Source organism: Noviluteimonas caseinilytica (assembly GCF_018406605.1).
Taxonomy (GTDB): Bacteria; Pseudomonadota; Gammaproteobacteria; order Xanthomonadales; family Xanthomonadaceae; genus Noviluteimonas; species Noviluteimonas caseinilytica.
The window spans coordinates 3133415-3148447 of record NZ_AP024545.1; the positions used below are offsets into that span (position 1 = coordinate 3133415).

General features: G+C 68.4%; 13 protein-coding genes. 11 read left to right on the forward strand and 2 right to left on the reverse strand.

The features are described 5' to 3' along the window. Window positions 1–8: 8 nt before the first annotated feature. Entirely contained in the window at window positions 9–1439 is a 1431-nt protein-coding gene (locus tag LYSCAS_RS15310) for a class II fumarate hydratase (protein WP_213434907.1), read from the reverse strand. Window positions 1440–1524: 85 nt separating this feature from the next. On the opposite strand from LYSCAS_RS15310, the gene purB reads away from it, so the two are divergent. From purB to pilH, 11 genes are all read left to right on the forward strand, one after another. Continuing rightward, window positions 1525–2892, forward strand: coding sequence for an adenylosuccinate lyase (gene purB, locus LYSCAS_RS15315; protein ID WP_213434908.1), 1368 nt, complete (start codon window positions 1525–1527; stop codon window positions 2890–2892). A gap of 13 nt (window positions 2893–2905) precedes the next feature. After that, window positions 2906–3304, forward strand: a complete 399-nt coding sequence (locus tag LYSCAS_RS15320; RefSeq protein WP_213434909.1) for a VOC family protein — start codon at window positions 2906–2908, stop codon at window positions 3302–3304. Next, window positions 3301–4515 (forward strand): cupin domain-containing protein, encoded by a 1215-nt coding sequence (locus tag LYSCAS_RS15325; RefSeq protein ID WP_213434910.1) that lies wholly within the window; start codon window positions 3301–3303, stop codon window positions 4513–4515. The genes LYSCAS_RS15320 and LYSCAS_RS15325 overlap by 4 nt, the downstream gene beginning before the upstream one ends. Further along, window positions 4512–5426 (forward strand): GNAT family N-acetyltransferase, encoded by a 915-nt coding sequence (locus LYSCAS_RS15330; protein ID WP_213434911.1) that lies wholly within the window; start codon window positions 4512–4514, stop codon window positions 5424–5426. Before LYSCAS_RS15325 ends, LYSCAS_RS15330 begins: the two co-directional genes overlap by 4 nt. 133 nt (window positions 5427–5559) lie before the next feature. Next, on the forward strand, window positions 5560–8415 hold the full coding sequence (locus LYSCAS_RS15335; RefSeq protein WP_244858764.1) for a 2-oxoglutarate dehydrogenase E1 component: 2856 nt from the start codon (window positions 5560–5562) through the stop codon (window positions 8413–8415). Window positions 8416–8460: 45 nt separating this feature from the next. Then, the gene (sucB, locus tag LYSCAS_RS15340) at window positions 8461–9681 is read left to right on the forward strand and encodes a dihydrolipoyllysine-residue succinyltransferase (protein WP_213434913.1); all 1221 of its coding nucleotides are present in this window, start codon (window positions 8461–8463) and stop codon (window positions 9679–9681) included. Between the two features lie 5 nt (window positions 9682–9686). Further along, the gene (lpdA, locus tag LYSCAS_RS15345; protein ID WP_213434914.1) at window positions 9687–11126 is read left to right on the forward strand and encodes a dihydrolipoyl dehydrogenase; all 1440 of its coding nucleotides are present in this window, start codon (window positions 9687–9689) and stop codon (window positions 11124–11126) included. A 23-nt stretch (window positions 11127–11149) separates the two neighbouring features. After that, window positions 11150–12010 (forward strand): class I SAM-dependent methyltransferase, encoded by an 861-nt coding sequence (locus LYSCAS_RS15350; RefSeq protein ID WP_213434915.1) that lies wholly within the window; start codon window positions 11150–11152, stop codon window positions 12008–12010. Further along, the gene (locus LYSCAS_RS15355) at window positions 12010–12603 is read left to right on the forward strand and encodes an LOG family protein (protein WP_213434916.1); all 594 of its coding nucleotides are present in this window, start codon (window positions 12010–12012) and stop codon (window positions 12601–12603) included. The genes LYSCAS_RS15350 and LYSCAS_RS15355 overlap by 1 nt, the downstream gene beginning before the upstream one ends. Continuing rightward, complete coding sequence (locus tag LYSCAS_RS15360; protein ID WP_213434917.1) at window positions 12603–13610, forward strand: YhdH/YhfP family quinone oxidoreductase; 1008 nt, start codon at window positions 12603–12605, stop codon at window positions 13608–13610. Before LYSCAS_RS15355 ends, LYSCAS_RS15360 begins: the two co-directional genes overlap by 1 nt. Before the next feature lie 73 nt (window positions 13611–13683). Then, window positions 13684–14079: a response regulator gene (gene pilH, locus LYSCAS_RS15365; protein ID WP_213434918.1), complete on the forward strand. Its 396-nt coding sequence runs from the start codon at window positions 13684–13686 to the stop codon at window positions 14077–14079. A 4-nt stretch (window positions 14080–14083) separates the two neighbouring features. On the opposite strand, the gene LYSCAS_RS15370 is transcribed toward pilH, so the two are convergent. Next, window positions 14084–14974, reverse strand: coding sequence for a DnaJ C-terminal domain-containing protein (locus LYSCAS_RS15370; protein ID WP_213434919.1), 891 nt, complete (start codon window positions 14972–14974; stop codon window positions 14084–14086). Window positions 14975–15033 lie beyond the last annotated feature (59 nt).

The following is a 15033-nucleotide window of genomic DNA, read 5'->3' on the forward strand; positions in this document are numbered from 1 at the left end:
TTGCCTCGCTATCCGCCGCCGCCGCCACCGCCTTCGCGGATGCCGCCCTTCGTCAGGGCTTCGGGATCCAGCAGCTTGCGCAGCTTCGCTTCCGGCAGGCCGCTCATCTCCAGCGCCACGTCGAGCACCGCGCGCTTTTCCTTGTACGCACGCTTGGCGATCGCCGCCGCGCGCTCGTAGCCGATGATCGGGTTGAGCGCGGTGACCAGGATCGGATTGCGCGCGAGCGCTTCGGCGACCTTGTCCTGGCGCACGACCAGGCCCGCGATCGCGGTATCGGCGAGCAGGCGCATCACGTGCGAAAGCAGCGCGATGCCGTCGAGCAGGTTCGCCGCGATCAGCGGCAGCATCACGTTGAGCTGGAAGTTGCCGGACGCACCGGCCACCGTGATCGTGGCGTGGTAGCCCATCACCTGCGCGCACACCATGCACGTGGCTTCCGGGATCACCGGATTCACCTTGCCCGGCATGATCGAGCTGCCTGGCTGCAATGCCGGCAATTCGATTTCGCCCAGGCCCGCGAGCGGACCGGCGTTCATCCAGCGCAGGTCGTTGGCGATCTTCATCAGCGCGACCGCGAGCGCATTGAGCTGGCCCGACAGTTCCACCGCATCGTCCTGCGAGGCGATGCCTTCGAACTTGTCCGGCGCCGCATCGAAGCGCGTCTTCGCCAGCGTCGTCAGCGCTTGCGCCATCTTCTTCGCGAAGCGCGCATCGGCGTTGATGCCCGTGCCGATCGCGGTGCCGCCGATGGGCAGCCGGCGCAAACGCTTGCCGGCATCCTCGAAACGCCCGCGCGCGGAGTCGAGCTGCGCGGCCCACGCGCCGAATTCCTGCGCGAACGTCAGCGGCATCGCATCCATCAGGTGCGTGCGGCCGGTCTTGGTGACCTTCGTCAGCCCGCGTGCCTTGCGTTCGATCGTGCGTTGCAGGTGCAGCAACGCGGGCAACAGGTCTTCGACGACGGCAAGCTGCGCGGAGACGCGGATGGCCGTGGGAATGACGTCGTTGGAACTCTGCCCCAGGTTGACGTCGTCGTTGGGATGCACCTTCTGCCCGGTCTTCGACGCGAGCGCGGCAATGACCTCGTTGGCGTTCATGTTGCTCGAGGTGCCCGAACCGGTCTGGAACACATCGATCGGGAAGTGCGCGTCGTGCGCACCGCCGGCCACGCTGAGCGCGGCGGTGCGGATCGCGACCGCGCGCCGCTTCGGCAACAGGCCGAGGCCGGCGTTGACGTCCGCCGCCGCGGCCTTCACCAGCCCCAGCGCGCGGATGAAACCGCGCGGCATGGGCCGGCCGGAGATCGGGAAGTTCTGCACCGCGCGCTGCGTCTGCGCGCCCCACAACGCCTCGGCGGGGACGCGCAGTTCGCCCATGCTGTCGTGTTCGATGCGCTCGCCGGACTGGGTCGAGCGCGGGGGGGATCGCTTCGCCATCGGTGCCTCCTCGCGTGAGGACCGGAGGATACGCCCGCATGCGTTTAAACTTGCGCGCTCCCTCGACCGTCCCCGGCCTCCCGCGATGACCGACACCCCGCTGCTCGCCCTGTCCCCGCTCGACGGCCGCTACGCCGGCAAGGTCGACGCGCTGCGGCCGATCTTCTCGGAGTTCGGGCTCATCCGCGCCCGCGTGGTCGTCGAGATCGAATGGCTCCTCGCGCTGGCCGACCACCCCGGCATCGCGGAACTCCCGCCCTTCTCCACCGACGCCCGGGGCCGCCTGAAGCAGCTGGCCGCGCAGTTCTCCGTCGCCGACGCCGCGCGCGTGAAGGAAATCGAGCGCACCACCAACCACGACGTCAAGGCGGTCGAGTACCTGATCAAGGAAAAGCTCGCCGACGACGCCGAACTGGGCCCGGCGCTCGAGTTCGTCCATTTCGCCTGCACCAGCGAAGACATCAACAACCTCTCGTACGCACTGATGCTGGCGCAGGCGCGCCGCGAAGTGCTGCTGCCGATGCTCGACCGCACGATCGCCACGCTGCGCGGCATGGCGCATACGCACGCTGCGTTGCCGATGCTCTCGCGCACGCATGGCCAGACCGCTTCGCCCACCACCGTCGGCAAGGAACTCGCCAACGTGGTCGCGCGCCTGGATCGCCAGCGCGCGGTGTTCGTCGCGCTGCCGATGCCGGGCAAGATCAACGGCGCGGTGGGCAACTACAACGCGCACGTCAGCGCGTACCCGGACGTCGACTGGCCGGCGCTGTCGGAGCGCTTCGTCGAAAGCCTGGGCCTGGACTGGCAGCCCTACACCACGCAGATCGAACCGCACGACGGCATCGCCGAACTGTGCGATTGCTTCAAGCGCATCGACACCATCGCCATCGACTTGTGCCGCGACCTGTGGGGCTACATCTCGCAGGGCTACTTCAAGCAGGCGGTGAAGGCCGGCGAAGTGGGCAGCTCGACCATGCCGCACAAGGTCAACCCGATCGACTTCGAAAATGCCGAAGGCAACTTCGGCATCGCCAACGCGCTGTTCGAACACTTCGCCGCCAAGCTGCCGATCAGCCGCTGGCAGCGCGATCTCACCGACTCCACCGTGTTGCGCGCGCTCGGCACCGCGTTCGGCCATGCGGTGATCGCGTTCGAATCGCTGCAGCGTGGCCTCGGCAAGTTGAGCGCCAATCCCGAACGCCTCGCCGCGGACCTCGACGCCGCGTGGGAAGTCCTGGCCGAAGCCGTGCAGACGGTGATGCGCCGCCACGGCTTGCCCAATCCGTACGAACAACTGAAGGCGCTCACGCGCGGCCAGGGCATCACGGCCGATTCGATGCGCACGTTCATCGCCTCGCTCGACCTGCCCGACGACGCGCGCCAGCGCCTGTCCGCGCTCACGCCCGCCACCTACGTCGGCCTCGCCGAACGCCTCGCGCGCGCGATCTGACGGCGCGGACGCGATGCGCATCCTCGTCAACATCGATGTCCCCGAGCTCGCACTGGCGGAGCGCTTCTATGCCGAAGCGTTCGGCCTGCGCCGCGGCCGCGCCTTCGGCCACGACGCACTCGAGATGCTCGGCGGCGACGTCCCGGTCTACCTGCTGCGAAAGCAGGCCGACACGGTGGGCGCAGGCACGTCGACGCGCGACTACGCACGCCACTGGACACCGGTGCATGTCGACGTGGTCGTCGAGGATCTCGACGCCGCGCTGATCCGCGCCATCGCCGCCGGCGCCGAGCAGGAAGGCGCCGTGCGCGAAGCCGGCTGGGGCCGCATCGTGCAGCTCGCCGATCCGTGGGGACACGGGTGGTGCCTGCTGCAGTTCCTCGGCCGTGGTTACGACGAGATCGCCACATGACGCCCCGCAAGCACGAATTCCCTTTCGAAGTCGACGCCACGCACGCACCGCTCCTCGGCATGACGCCGGAGGTGTTCCTGCGCGACTACTGGCAGAAGCGCCCGTTGCTGATCCGCAACGCGTTCCCCGATTTCGTTTCCCCGATCGCACCCGAAGACCTCGCGGGTCTCGCCTGCGAAGAGGCCGCGCTCTCGCGCCTCATCGCGCACGATCGCGCGGAAAACCAATGGATGGTCCGCCACGGCCCGTTCGAGGAAACGCTGTTCCCGCAGCTCGGCGACCACGACTGGACGCTGCTGGTGCAGGACGTCGACAAGTGGGATGCGGATGTCGCAGCCCTGCTCCCTGCGTTCTCGTTCCTGCCGCGCTGGCGCATCGACGACGTCATGGTGTCGTTCGCGGCCACGGGCGGTTCCGTCGGCGCGCACGTCGACCAGTACGACGTGTTCCTGCTGCAGGCGCACGGCCATCGCCGCTGGCAGATCGATGCGTCCGCGGCGATGGGCAAGGCCGCGCCGTCGGTGGAATTCCGCAACGACGTCGACATCAAGCTGCTGCGCGATTTCGATCCCACGCACGACTGGGTGCTCGGCCCCGGCGACATGCTTTACCTCCCGCCAGGCGTGCCGCACCACGGCGTCGCCGAGGATCCCTGCCTGACATTCTCGATCGGCATGCGTGCGCCGTCGGCGGCGGAGTTGCTCGGCGATTTCGTCGACACGCTCGCAGCCGATGCGGACGACGCACTGCGCTACGCCGATCCCGACCTCGAAGTCCCGGCCGACCCGAACGAAATCGATGCCGCCGCGATGGACCGCGTGGTCGCCGCGTTGAACGCATTGCGCATGAACGACCCCGATCGCCTCGGCGACTGGTTCGCGCGCTTCGCCACGCTCTATCGCGCCGCCGGCGAAGTGGCCCCGCCCGACGCGGTGCCGTCGCGCATCGAACTGGAATGGGACCTGGGCCAGGGCGCCCGCCTGCAGCGCCATCCGTTCTCGCGCGCCGCGTGGCGCCGGGCCGGCAAGGGCGCGCGCCTGTTCGTCAGCGGCCTGGGCTTCGCGCTCTCCGTGCGCGATGCGCAGCGCCTCGCCGCCACGGACGCCATCGACGGCCCGCTGTACACCACGCTGTCGCAGGCCGGACGCGATGCAGTCTTTGCGTTGTTGCAGGCAGGCCACTACCAGATGCTCGCCGACGAGGACGAATGAACGACGCCACCCAACCCTTCCGCGTGGACGTGGTCGACTACGCCCCCGCCCTGCCCGACTTGCGCACCGTGCGCGAAACCGTCTTCGTGCAGGAGCAGCAGGTCCCGATCGAAGAGGAATGGGACGCGCTGGATCCGGACTGCGTGCACGTGCTGGCCCGCAGCTTCGACGGCACGCCCATCGGCACCGGCCGCCTCACGCCGGAACACAAGATCGGCCGCATGGCCGTGCTGCGCGACTGGCGCGGCAACGGCGTGGGCGATGCGATGCTGCTGGCGCTGATCGAAGCGGCGCACCAGCGCGGCTGGCGCGAGGTGTCGCTGCATGCGCAGGTCTCGGCCATCGACTTCTACCTGCGCCACGGCTTCCAGCCTTACGGCGAACGCTTCTGGGAAGCCGGCATCGAGCACCAGTCGATGCGCCGTTCGCTGGCGGGCCCGAAGGCCATCGACGACCGCGAAACGGCCATCGCCACCATCGTCGCCCTGGTCGACAACGCGCGCCGCGGCCTGTGGATCTACACCCGCGAGCTCGACCCGGGCCTGTTCGACCACCCGGCCGTGGTGGATGCGTTCCGCCGCTTCGGCACCAGCGGCCGCGGCGTGGAGGCGCACTTCCTGCTGCAGGACGCCGCCGCCCCGCAGCGCGCGCATGCCCCGCTGCTGGCGCTCGCGCAGCGCCTGCCGAGCATCTTCCTGTTCCGCGAAGTCGACGATCCGGTCGACCGCGCCTACCCCTCGGCGTACCTGGCCAACGACGCCGGCGGCTGCTACTTCCGCACGCTGGGCCACCGCTTCGATGGCGAAGCCGACCTGCACGCACCGGGGCGCGCCCGCCAGCTGCGCATGGCGTTCATGGCGGTCTGGGAACGCGCGCGGACGGTCTCCGAATACCGCGTGCTGGGCATTTGACGGGCGTTCGCGCCACGCTCGCTGCACATCGCGGGTGTGTTCCGAGGATGGACGGGTCTATAATTCCGGGCCTTTCGTGCCCGATTCATGGGCGCGCGACACCATTCCCCTCGAAGAGCTTCCCGCCCCCATCGTGGACAGTCTCCTGAAGCAGTTTGCCCAGTCCTCCCAGCTCGGCGCCAACGCCGCCTATCTCGAGGACCTGTACGAGCAATACCTCGTCGATCCCGACAGCGTCGATCCCAAGCTCAAGACCTATTTCGACGGGTTCAAGGGCCGCGAAGCCGGGGACATCCCGCACAGCGTGGTCATGGACCAGGTGGCCGATGCCGGCCGCCGCGCCGCGCGCGGCCTGCTGGACGCCGCCCCGGCCACCGGCGGCGCGGGCGATCCCCGCGAACGCTCGGTCGGCAAGCTGATCACCGCCTACCGCTCGCGCGGGCACCTGGCCGCCAACCTCGATCCGCTGGGCATGGCCACCAAGCCCGAGGCGCCGGACCTGGCGCTGGGCTTCCACCACCTGTCCGAATCCGACCTCGACGCCGACTTCTCCACCGGCGGCGTGGCCGGCCAGCACCACATGAAGCTGCGCGACCTCGTGGCCGTGCTGCAGAAGACCTACACCGGCAGCATCGGCGCCGAGTTCATGCACATCACCGACGTGGAACAACGTCGCTGGATGCAGGAACGCCTGGAAACCGCCGGTGGCAACTACGGCCGCGATGCCGCCGCCAAGGCCCGCATCCTGGAACGCCTCACCGCCGCCGAAGGCCTGGAGCGCTACCTCCATACCAAGTACGTCGGCCAGAAGCGCTTCTCGCTGGAAGGCGGCGATTCGCTGATCCCGATGCTCGACGTGCTGATCCGCCGCGGCGGCGAAGCCGGCGTCAAGGAAGTCGTGCTCGGCATGGCCCATCGCGGCCGCCTCAACGTGCTGGTCAACACGCTCGGCAAGCCGCCGCGCAAGCTGTTCGACGAGTTCGAAGGCAAGTTCGAACACCACGACGACGACCTGGCCCACATGGGCGACGTGAAGTACCACATGGGCTTCTCGGCCGACGTGGCCACCGCGGGCGGCCCCGTGCACCTGGCGCTCGCGTTCAACCCGTCGCACCTGGAGATCGTGGATCCGGTGGTCGTGGGTTCCGTGCGCTCGCGCCAGATGCGCCGTGCGGACAAGACGCGCAAGACGGTGCTGCCGATCATCATGCATGGCGACGCCGCGTTCGCGGGCCAGGGCGTGGTGATGGAACTGTTCCAGATGTCGCAGGCGCGCGGCTTCAACGTCGGCGGCACGCTGCACATCGTGATCAACAACCAGGTCGGCTTCACCACCAGCGCCGCCGAAGACGCGCGCTCCACGCTGTACTGCACCGATGTCGCCAAGATGGTCGGCGCGCCGGTGCTGCACGTGAACGGCGATGATCCGGAAGCCGTCGCGTTCTGCGCCGAAGTCGCCTACGACTTCCGCCAGCGCTTCGCGAAGGACGTGGTGATCGACCTCGTCTGCTATCGCCGCCACGGCCACAACGAAGCCGACGAACCGGCCGCGACGCAGCCGCTGATGTACCAGAAGATCCGCGCGATGAAGACCACGCGCGAGCTCTACGCCGCGCAGCTGGACGCCACCGGCGCCATTCCCGCCGCGCAGTCGCAGGCGCTGGTGGATGCCTACCGCGCCAAGCTCGACGCGGGCGAAGTCACGACCGAAGTGGTCCAGGTGAAGGGCGACGAGTTCACCGTCGACTGGTCGCGCTGGGTGTCGGGCAAGTTGTCCGACAAGACCGACACCACGGTGGACCGCAAGACGCTCGACGCGCTCGCCACCAGCATCAACACGATCCCCGACACCGTGAAGCTGCATCCGCGCGTGGCGAAGATCTACGACGACCGCCGCAAGATGACGACGGGCGAACTGCCGAGCGACTGGGGCTTCGCGGAAAACCTCGCGTACGCGACGTTGCTGAAGGAAGGCTTCAAGCTGCGCCTGGTCGGCCAGGACTGCGGGCGCGGCACGTTCTTCCACCGCCACGCGATCCTGCACGACCAGAACACCGATGCCTACTACCTGCCGCTGCGCGAACTGGTGCAGGAAAAGCAGGACGTCGCGATCATCGATTCGCTGCTCAGCGAAGAAGCGGTCATGGCGTTCGAATACGGCTACGCCACCGCCGATCCCATGACGCTCGACATCTGGGAAGCGCAGTTCGGCGATTTCGCCAACGGCGCGCAGGTGGTGATCGACCAGTTCCTCTCGTCGGGCGAAGCCAAGTGGGGCCGCCTGTGCGGGCTCGCGCTGTTCCTGCCGCACGGCTACGAAGGCCAGGGCCCGGAGCACAGCTCCGCGCGCCTCGAACGTTTCCTCCAGTTGTGCGCGCTCGACAACATGCTGGTCTGCACGCCCACCACGCCGGCGCAGGCCTTCCACATGATCCGTCGCCAGCAGCGCATGGCCACGCGCAAGCCGCTGGTGGTGATGACGCCCAAGTCGTTGCTGCGCCACAAGCTCGCGGTGTCCTCGCTCGACGAACTGGCCAAGGGCAGCTTCCAGACGCTGATCCCCGCCAGCAACGTCGGCACCAAGGCCGCCGACGTGAAGAAGGTCAAGCGCGTCGTGGTGTGCGGCGGCAAGGTTTATTACGACCTGCTCGAGGAAGCGACCAAGCGCAACCTCGCCGACGTCGCCATCGTGCGCGTCGAACAGCTGTATCCCTTCCCGCGCCCGGAGCTCACCGCCGAACTGCAGCGCTTCGGCGCCGCCACCGAAGTGGTGTGGTGCCAGGAAGAACCGCAGAACCAGGGCGCGTGGTACCAGATCCAGCACCACCTGCGCGCCTGCCTGCAACCCAAGCAGACGCTCAGCTATGCAGGCCGCGTGCGGTCGCCCTCGCCCGCCGCCGGGCATCTTGCCGAACACGTGGCGGAACAGACGCAGCTCGTCGCCGACGCGCTGGTCAATCCGCTCAACGGCGACACTTGCGTCGAATAAGAACCACCACATTTCCCATTTCGCAATCCAGCCAGGACGCTAACCATGGCCATCGAAGTCAAAGTTCCGGTCCTTCCCGAATCCGTGTCCGACGCGACCATCGCGACGTGGCACAAGAAAGCCGGCGACGCGGTCAAGCGCGACGAGAACCTGCTGGACCTGGAAACCGACAAGGTCGTCCTTGAAGTGCCCTCGCCCGTCGACGGCGTGCTGAAAGAAATCAAGTTCGAAGCCGGCGCCACGGTGACGAGCGCGCAGGTGATCGCGGTGATCGAGGAAGGGGCCGTCGCCGCGGCTGCTCCGGCCGCAAAGGCCGACGCGCCCGCCGCCGCTGCCCCCGCGAAGGCGGAAGCCCCCGCGAAGGCTGCAGCCCCGGCCGCCGCGCCGGCGAAGGCCGCGGCCCCCGCCGCCGCCGCGTCGTCGTCGCTGCCCCCGGGCGCGCGCTTCACCGCCGAGAAGGAAGGCATCGACGCATCGCAGGTCGAAGGCACCGGCCGCCGCGGCGCGGTGACGAAGGAAGACCTCGTCAACTACGCCAAGTCGGGCGGCACCGTCGCCGCATCCGCGCGCCCCGAACAGCGCGTGCCGATGACGCGCATGCGCGCGCGCATCGCCGAACGCCTGATGCAGTCCAAGAACTCCATCGCGATGCTGACTTCGTTCAACGAGGTCAACCTGTCCAAGGTCATGCAGATGCGCAAGGACCTGGGCGAATCCTTCGAGAAGGCCAACGGCATCAAGCTCGGTTTCATGAGCTTCTTCGCCAAGGCCGCCGCCAATGCGCTCGCGCGCCACCCGGCGGTCAACGCCTCGGTCGACGGCAACGACGTGATCTACCACGGCTACGCCGACATCTCGGTCGCGGTTTCCACCGACAAGGGCCTGGTCACGCCGGTGCTGCGCAACGTGGAGCGCATGAGCTTCGCGGAAATCGAAGCGGGCATCGCGGCATACGCCAAGGCGGCGCGCGAAGGCGGCCTGAAGCTCGAAGACCTGCAGGGCGGCACGTTCACCATCACCAACGGCGGCACGTTCGGTTCGCTGATGTCCACGCCGATCGTCAACCCGCCGCAGAGCGCGATCCTCGGCATGCACGCCATCAAGGACCGCGCGATCGTCGAGAACGGCCAGGTGGTCGCCGCGCCGATGATGTACATCGCGCTGAGCTACGACCACCGCATCATCGACGGCAAGGACGCGGTGCTGTTCCTGGTCGACATCAAGAACCAACTCGAAAATCCGCACCGCATGCTGCTGGGGATGTAACCAACATGGCTGATCAGTTCGACGTCATCGTCATCGGGGCCGGCCCCGCCGGTTACCACGCCGCCATCCGCGCAGCGCAGCTGGGCCTGAAGACCGCGTGCATCGACGCCGCGCTCGGCAAGGACGGCAAGCCCGCCCTCGGCGGCACGTGCCTGCGCGTGGGCTGCATCCCGTCCAAGGCGCTGCTCGACAGCTCGCGCCAGTTCTGGAACCTGCAGCACCTGTTCGGCGAACACGGCATCTCCGCGAAGGAGCCCGCGATCGACATCGGCACGATGATCGGCCGCAAGGACAAGATCGTGAAGCAGTTCACCGGCGGCATCGCGATGCTGTTCAAGGCGAACAAGGTCACGCCGTACTACGGCTTCGGCCAGCTGCAGCCGGGCAACGTGGTGTCGGTGAAGCAGCACGACGGCACCACGGTGGAGCTCAAGGCCGCCAACGTCATCATCGCCGCCGGTTCGGATTCCATCGAACTGCCGTTCGCGAAGTTCGACGGCAAGACGATCGTCGACAACGTCGGCGCGCTCGACTTCACCGAAGTGCCCAAGCGCATGGGCGTGATCGGCGCCGGCGTGATCGGCCTGGAACTGGGCAGCGTGTGGAAGCGCCTGGGTTCCGAGGTCGTGATCCTCGAAGCGTTGCCGGATTTCCTCGCCGCCGCCGACGCGGAAGTGGCGAAGACCGCCGCGCGCGAATTCAAGAAGCAGGGCCTCGACATCCGCCTCGGCGCGAAGGTGTCGAAGGCCGAAGTGAAGGTATTGCCTAATAAGAGCAGCGAAGTCCACGTCACCTACGCCGATGCGAAGGGCGAGCAGACGATCGTCGTCGACAAGCTGCTCGTGTCGGTCGGCCGTCGCGCCGCGACGAAGGGGCTGCTGGCCGACGGCACCGGCGTGAAGCTGGATGCGCGCGGCATGGTGGAAGTGGACGAGCACTGCCACACCGGCGTCGACGGCGTGTGGGCCGTGGGCGACTGCGTGCGCGGCCCGATGCTCGCGCACAAGGGCTTCGAGGAAGGCGTCGCGGTGGCCGAGCTGATCGCGGGCCTGCCGGGCCACGTCAACCTCGACACGATCCCGTGGGTCATCTACACCGAGCCGGAAATCGCGTGGGTCGGCAAGACCGAGAAGCAGCTCACCGACGAAGGCATCCCGTACAAGGCGGGCAGCTTCCCGTTCGCCGCGCTGGGCCGCGCCGTCGCGATGGCGGAGCCCGCGGGTTTCGTGAAGATCCTCGCGCACGCGGAAACCGATCGCATCCTCGGCATGCATCTCGTCGGCGTGAACGTCTCCGAGCTCGTGCACGAAGGCGTGCTCGCGATGGAGTTCAGCGGCTCGGCCGATGACCTGGCGCGCATCTGCCACGCGCATCCGACGTTGTCGGAAGCGGTGCACGACGCCGCAATGGCCGTGGCAAAGCGCGCCATCCACAAGGCGAACTGACGTTCGCCTTTCCGGGGGACGTCATGGATAACGCGAACCCGATCCGCAACGTTTCAGACACCGCGCTCTGGGTCGCGACGTATCGCGCCCTGGAGTCGGAACGTCCCGACGCCTTGTTCAACGATCCCTACGCCCGCCGGCTCGCCGGCGCGCGCGGGCCGGCGATCGTCGCCGCGTTGCCCGACGGCGCGCAGACCAGCTGGCCGCTCGTCGTCCGCACCGTCACCATGGACGAGATCCTGCTGCGCATCGTGCGCGCGGGGAATGTCGGCACCGTGCTCAACCTCGCCGCCGGCCTCGACGCGCGGCCCTATCGCCTCGACCTGCCCGTCTCGCTGCGCTGGCTGCACGTGGACATGCCGGAGATGGTCGACTACTTCCGCGACGCGATGGCCGGCGAAACGCCGCGCTGCCAGCTGCAATCCATCGCCGCCGACCTGCGCGATCCGCAGGCGCGCCGCGAGGTGTTCGCGCGCGCGGCCGAACACGGCCCGGTCTTCGCGATCACCGAAGGCCTGCTGATCTACCTGGAAGCCGACGACGTCGCAGCGCTCGCGCGCGACCTGCACGACGTCGCGCAGGCCCGCTGGTGGATGGCGGACCTCGCCACGCCGCGTTTGCTGAAACTGCTCGAGAAGCGCTGGTCGCCGACGCTGAAGGACGGCAACGCGCCGTTCCGGTTCGGCCCCGAGGAAGGCACCGCGTGGTTCGCGCCGCACGGCTGGCGCGAAGCCGAATTCCATTCCACGTGGACCGACGCGATGCGGCTGAATCGCAAACCGCGCGGCGCGACTTTCTGGAATTTCCTCGTGAACATCTCGCCGCGCAAGCAGCGCGAAGCGCAACTGCGCATGTCGGGCGTCGCACTGCTGGAGGCGACGTGATGCAGCGCGTGTGCGTGTACTGCGGCTCCAACGCCGGCGCGCGTCCCGCGTATGCGCAACGTGCCGCGCAGCTCGGCACGCGCCTGGCGCGCGAAGGCCTCGACCTCGTCTACGGCGGCGGCAACGTCGGCCTGATGGGCATCGTCGCCGACGCGGCGCTGGACGCCGGCGGCAAGGTGATCGGCGTGATCCCGGAACAGCTCGTCGGCTGGGAAGTCGCGCACACCGGCCTGACCGAACTGCAGGTCGTCGCCAACATGCACGAGCGCAAGGCGCGCATGTTCGACCTCAGCGACGCCTTCGTCGCCCTGCCCGGCGGCTTCGGCACGCTGGACGAAATGTTCGAGATGCTCACCTGGCGCCAGCTCGGCCTCGGCGACAAACCCTGCGCGTTCCTCGACACCGAAGGCTTCTATGCCCCGCTGGTGGCGATGATGGACCGCATGGTGGACGAACGTTTCCTGCACGCCGACCAGCGCCGCGACCTGTGGCACGGCGAGGACATCGATGCGTTGCTCGCGTGGTTGCGCGACTACGAGCCCGCGCATGCGGACAAATGGCTGGATGGAAAACGTCGCAAGGATCTTCGCTGATGTCGGTGCCCGCAACGTTCAACGCTTTCCGCATCCACGACGACGCCGCCGGCTATCGCAGCGGCATCGAAGCGATCGCGCTCGACGATCTCGCGCCCGGCGAGGTCGTCATCCGCGCCGCGTACTCGTCGGTCAACTTCAAGGACGCGCTCGCCGGCACCGGCCAGGGGAAGATCCTGCGCAAGGCGCCGCTCGTGGGCGGCATCGATGTCGCGGGGCACGTCGTCGCCTCCACCGATGCGCGCTTCAAGGAAGGCGACGCGGTCCTCGCCACCGGCAGCGGCCTGAGCGAAACGCGCGACGGCGGGTATTCCGAGTACGTGCGCCTGCCCGCGCAGTGGACGATCCCGTTGCCCGCCGGCTTGTCGCTGCGCGAGTCGATGATCCTCGGCACCGCGGGCTTCACCGCGGCGCTCGCGTTGCTGCGCATGGTGGAGAACCGGCAGACACCCGAGCTCGGTCCGCTCGCCGTCACCGGCGCGACCGGCGGCGTCGGTTCGCTCGCCATCGACATCTTCACGCGCGCCGGCTTCGAAGTGCATGCGATCAGCGGCAAGGCCGACGCCGCCGATTACCTGCGCGAACTCGGCGCACGCGACATCCTCGGCCGCGATGCGTTGTCCACCACGCGTCCGATGGACACCGCGCGCTTCGGCGGCGGCCTCGACAACGTCGGCGGCCCGATGCTCGCCGCGTTGCTCGCGCAGACCGCGCCCTACGGCAACGTCGCCACCGCGGGCCTGGCCGCCTCGCCTTCGCTGCCGACCACCGTCATGCCTTTCATCATCCGCGGCGTGTCGCTGCTGGGCGTCGCCTCGGCCGGCACCGCGCGCGACATCCGCGACCGCGTCTGGCAGCACCTGGCCTCGGACTGGAAGCCCGCGCACCTGGATCGCATCTGCACGCGCACGATGTCGATGGCGGATTTGCCCGACGTTTTCGCCACCATGCTGGCCGGCGGGTCCTTCGGGCGCACCCTGGTCACCATCGCTGGCGAGGCGCTGTAATCGAATTCCACCGCGCCGCGCTTGCGGCCACCGGCCGCCCCGTTAGAATGCGGCGAGATTCCCGGGGACCCCCATGGCACGCATCCTGATCGTCGACGATTCGCCCTCCCAGCTGATGGGCATCCGCCGCATCGTCGAGAAACTCGGCCACGAGGCCCTCACCGCCGAGGACGGCGCCGCGGGCGTGGAAGCGGCCAAGCGCGAAATCCCCGACCTCATCCTGATGGACGTGGTGATGCCGAACCTCAACGGGTTCCAGGCCACGCGTTCGATCACGCGCGAGGCGACCACCAAGCACATCCCGATCGTGCTGGTGACGACGAAGGACCAGGACACCGATCGCGTGTGGGGCATGCGCCAGGGCGCGAAGGCCTACATCACCAAGCCCTTCAGCGAATCCGAACTCGCCGACATGATCCAGCAGATGCTGGGCGGCGATGCGCCGGCGGCGCCTGCTTCGGAAGAGTAAGGCCTCAGCTGCGGCGCCAGTCGTCGCCGAAGGCATCCCGCAGGTTTTCGTACGCCTCGCGCTGCGCATCCGTGTGCGACTTCGGCGCGAGCACTTCCAGTTCCACGATCTGGTCGCCGGCGGGGTCGCCCGGCAGGCCACGTCCGCGTAGCCGCAGCTTGCGGCCCGCTTCCGAATTCTTCGGGATCTTCAGTTCCACCGAACCGCCCAGCGTCGGCACGCTCACCGTCGCACCGAGCGCGGCTTCCCAGGGTGCGATGCCCTGCACGAAGATGATGTTGCGGCCGTCGACTTCGAACCGCGGATGCGCGGCGTATTCGACCTCGAGCAGCAAGTCGCCGCCGTGGTTGCCCTGCTTCGCCAGGCGGATCACCTGGCCGGGGCGCACGCCCTTCGGCACGCGGATGTCGAGCGTGCGGCCGTTGACGCCGATGCGGATCGAACCGCCTTCGTACACCGCTTCCAGCGGCACCGCGAGTTTCGCGCGCGTGTCGCCGCGCGTTTGCGGTCGCGCGCCGCCGCCGTTGCCACCGCGCTGGCGGCCGAACAACGATTCGAAGAAATCGCTGAAGCCCCCGCCCGCGCCGCCGCCGGCGAAGATTTCGTCGAAATCGAAATCCCCGCCCGGCCCGCCACCGAATCCGCCGGGCGGCGGCTGCACGTCGTCGCCCGGCCGGTAGCCGCGCGCGCGCAACTGGTCGTACGCGGCGCGCTTCTGCGGATCGCGCAGCGCCTCGTAAGCTTCGTTGACGGCCTTGAACTTGTCCTCGGCCCCGGCCTCCTTGCTGACGTCCGGGTGGTACTTGCGCGCGAGCCTGCGGTACGCGGTCTTGATCTCCGCGTCGCCCGCGCCCGGCTCGACGCCGAGGGTCTGGTAGTAGTCCTTGAATTGCATCGGCGGAGGGTAGCGCACCCGCGCGTCGACGACAGGTCATCGCCTACACTGCCGCCCTT

Coding starts and splice junctions, on each gene's coding strand:
- LYSCAS_RS15310 (WP_213434907.1), bottom strand. CDS start 1,439: ATGGCGAAGCGATCCCCCCCGCGCTCGACCCAGTCCGGCGAGCGCATC.
- purB (WP_213434908.1), top strand. CDS start 1,525: ATGACCGACACCCCGCTGCTCGCCCTGTCCCCGCTCGACGGCCGCTAC.
- LYSCAS_RS15320 (WP_213434909.1), top strand. CDS start 2,906: ATGCGCATCCTCGTCAACATCGATGTCCCCGAGCTCGCACTGGCGGAG.
- LYSCAS_RS15325 (WP_213434910.1), top strand. CDS start 3,301: ATGACGCCCCGCAAGCACGAATTCCCTTTCGAAGTCGACGCCACGCAC.
- LYSCAS_RS15330 (WP_213434911.1), top strand. CDS start 4,512: ATGAACGACGCCACCCAACCCTTCCGCGTGGACGTGGTCGACTACGCC.
- sucB (WP_213434913.1), top strand. CDS start 8,461: ATGGCCATCGAAGTCAAAGTTCCGGTCCTTCCCGAATCCGTGTCCGAC.
- lpdA (WP_213434914.1), top strand. CDS start 9,687: ATGGCTGATCAGTTCGACGTCATCGTCATCGGGGCCGGCCCCGCCGGT.
- LYSCAS_RS15350 (WP_213434915.1), top strand. CDS start 11,150: ATGGATAACGCGAACCCGATCCGCAACGTTTCAGACACCGCGCTCTGG.
- LYSCAS_RS15355 (WP_213434916.1), top strand. CDS start 12,010: ATGCAGCGCGTGTGCGTGTACTGCGGCTCCAACGCCGGCGCGCGTCCC.
- LYSCAS_RS15360 (WP_213434917.1), top strand. CDS start 12,603: ATGTCGGTGCCCGCAACGTTCAACGCTTTCCGCATCCACGACGACGCC.
- pilH (WP_213434918.1), top strand. CDS start 13,684: ATGGCACGCATCCTGATCGTCGACGATTCGCCCTCCCAGCTGATGGGC.
- LYSCAS_RS15370 (WP_213434919.1), bottom strand. CDS start 14,974: ATGCAATTCAAGGACTACTACCAGACCCTCGGCGTCGAGCCGGGCGCG.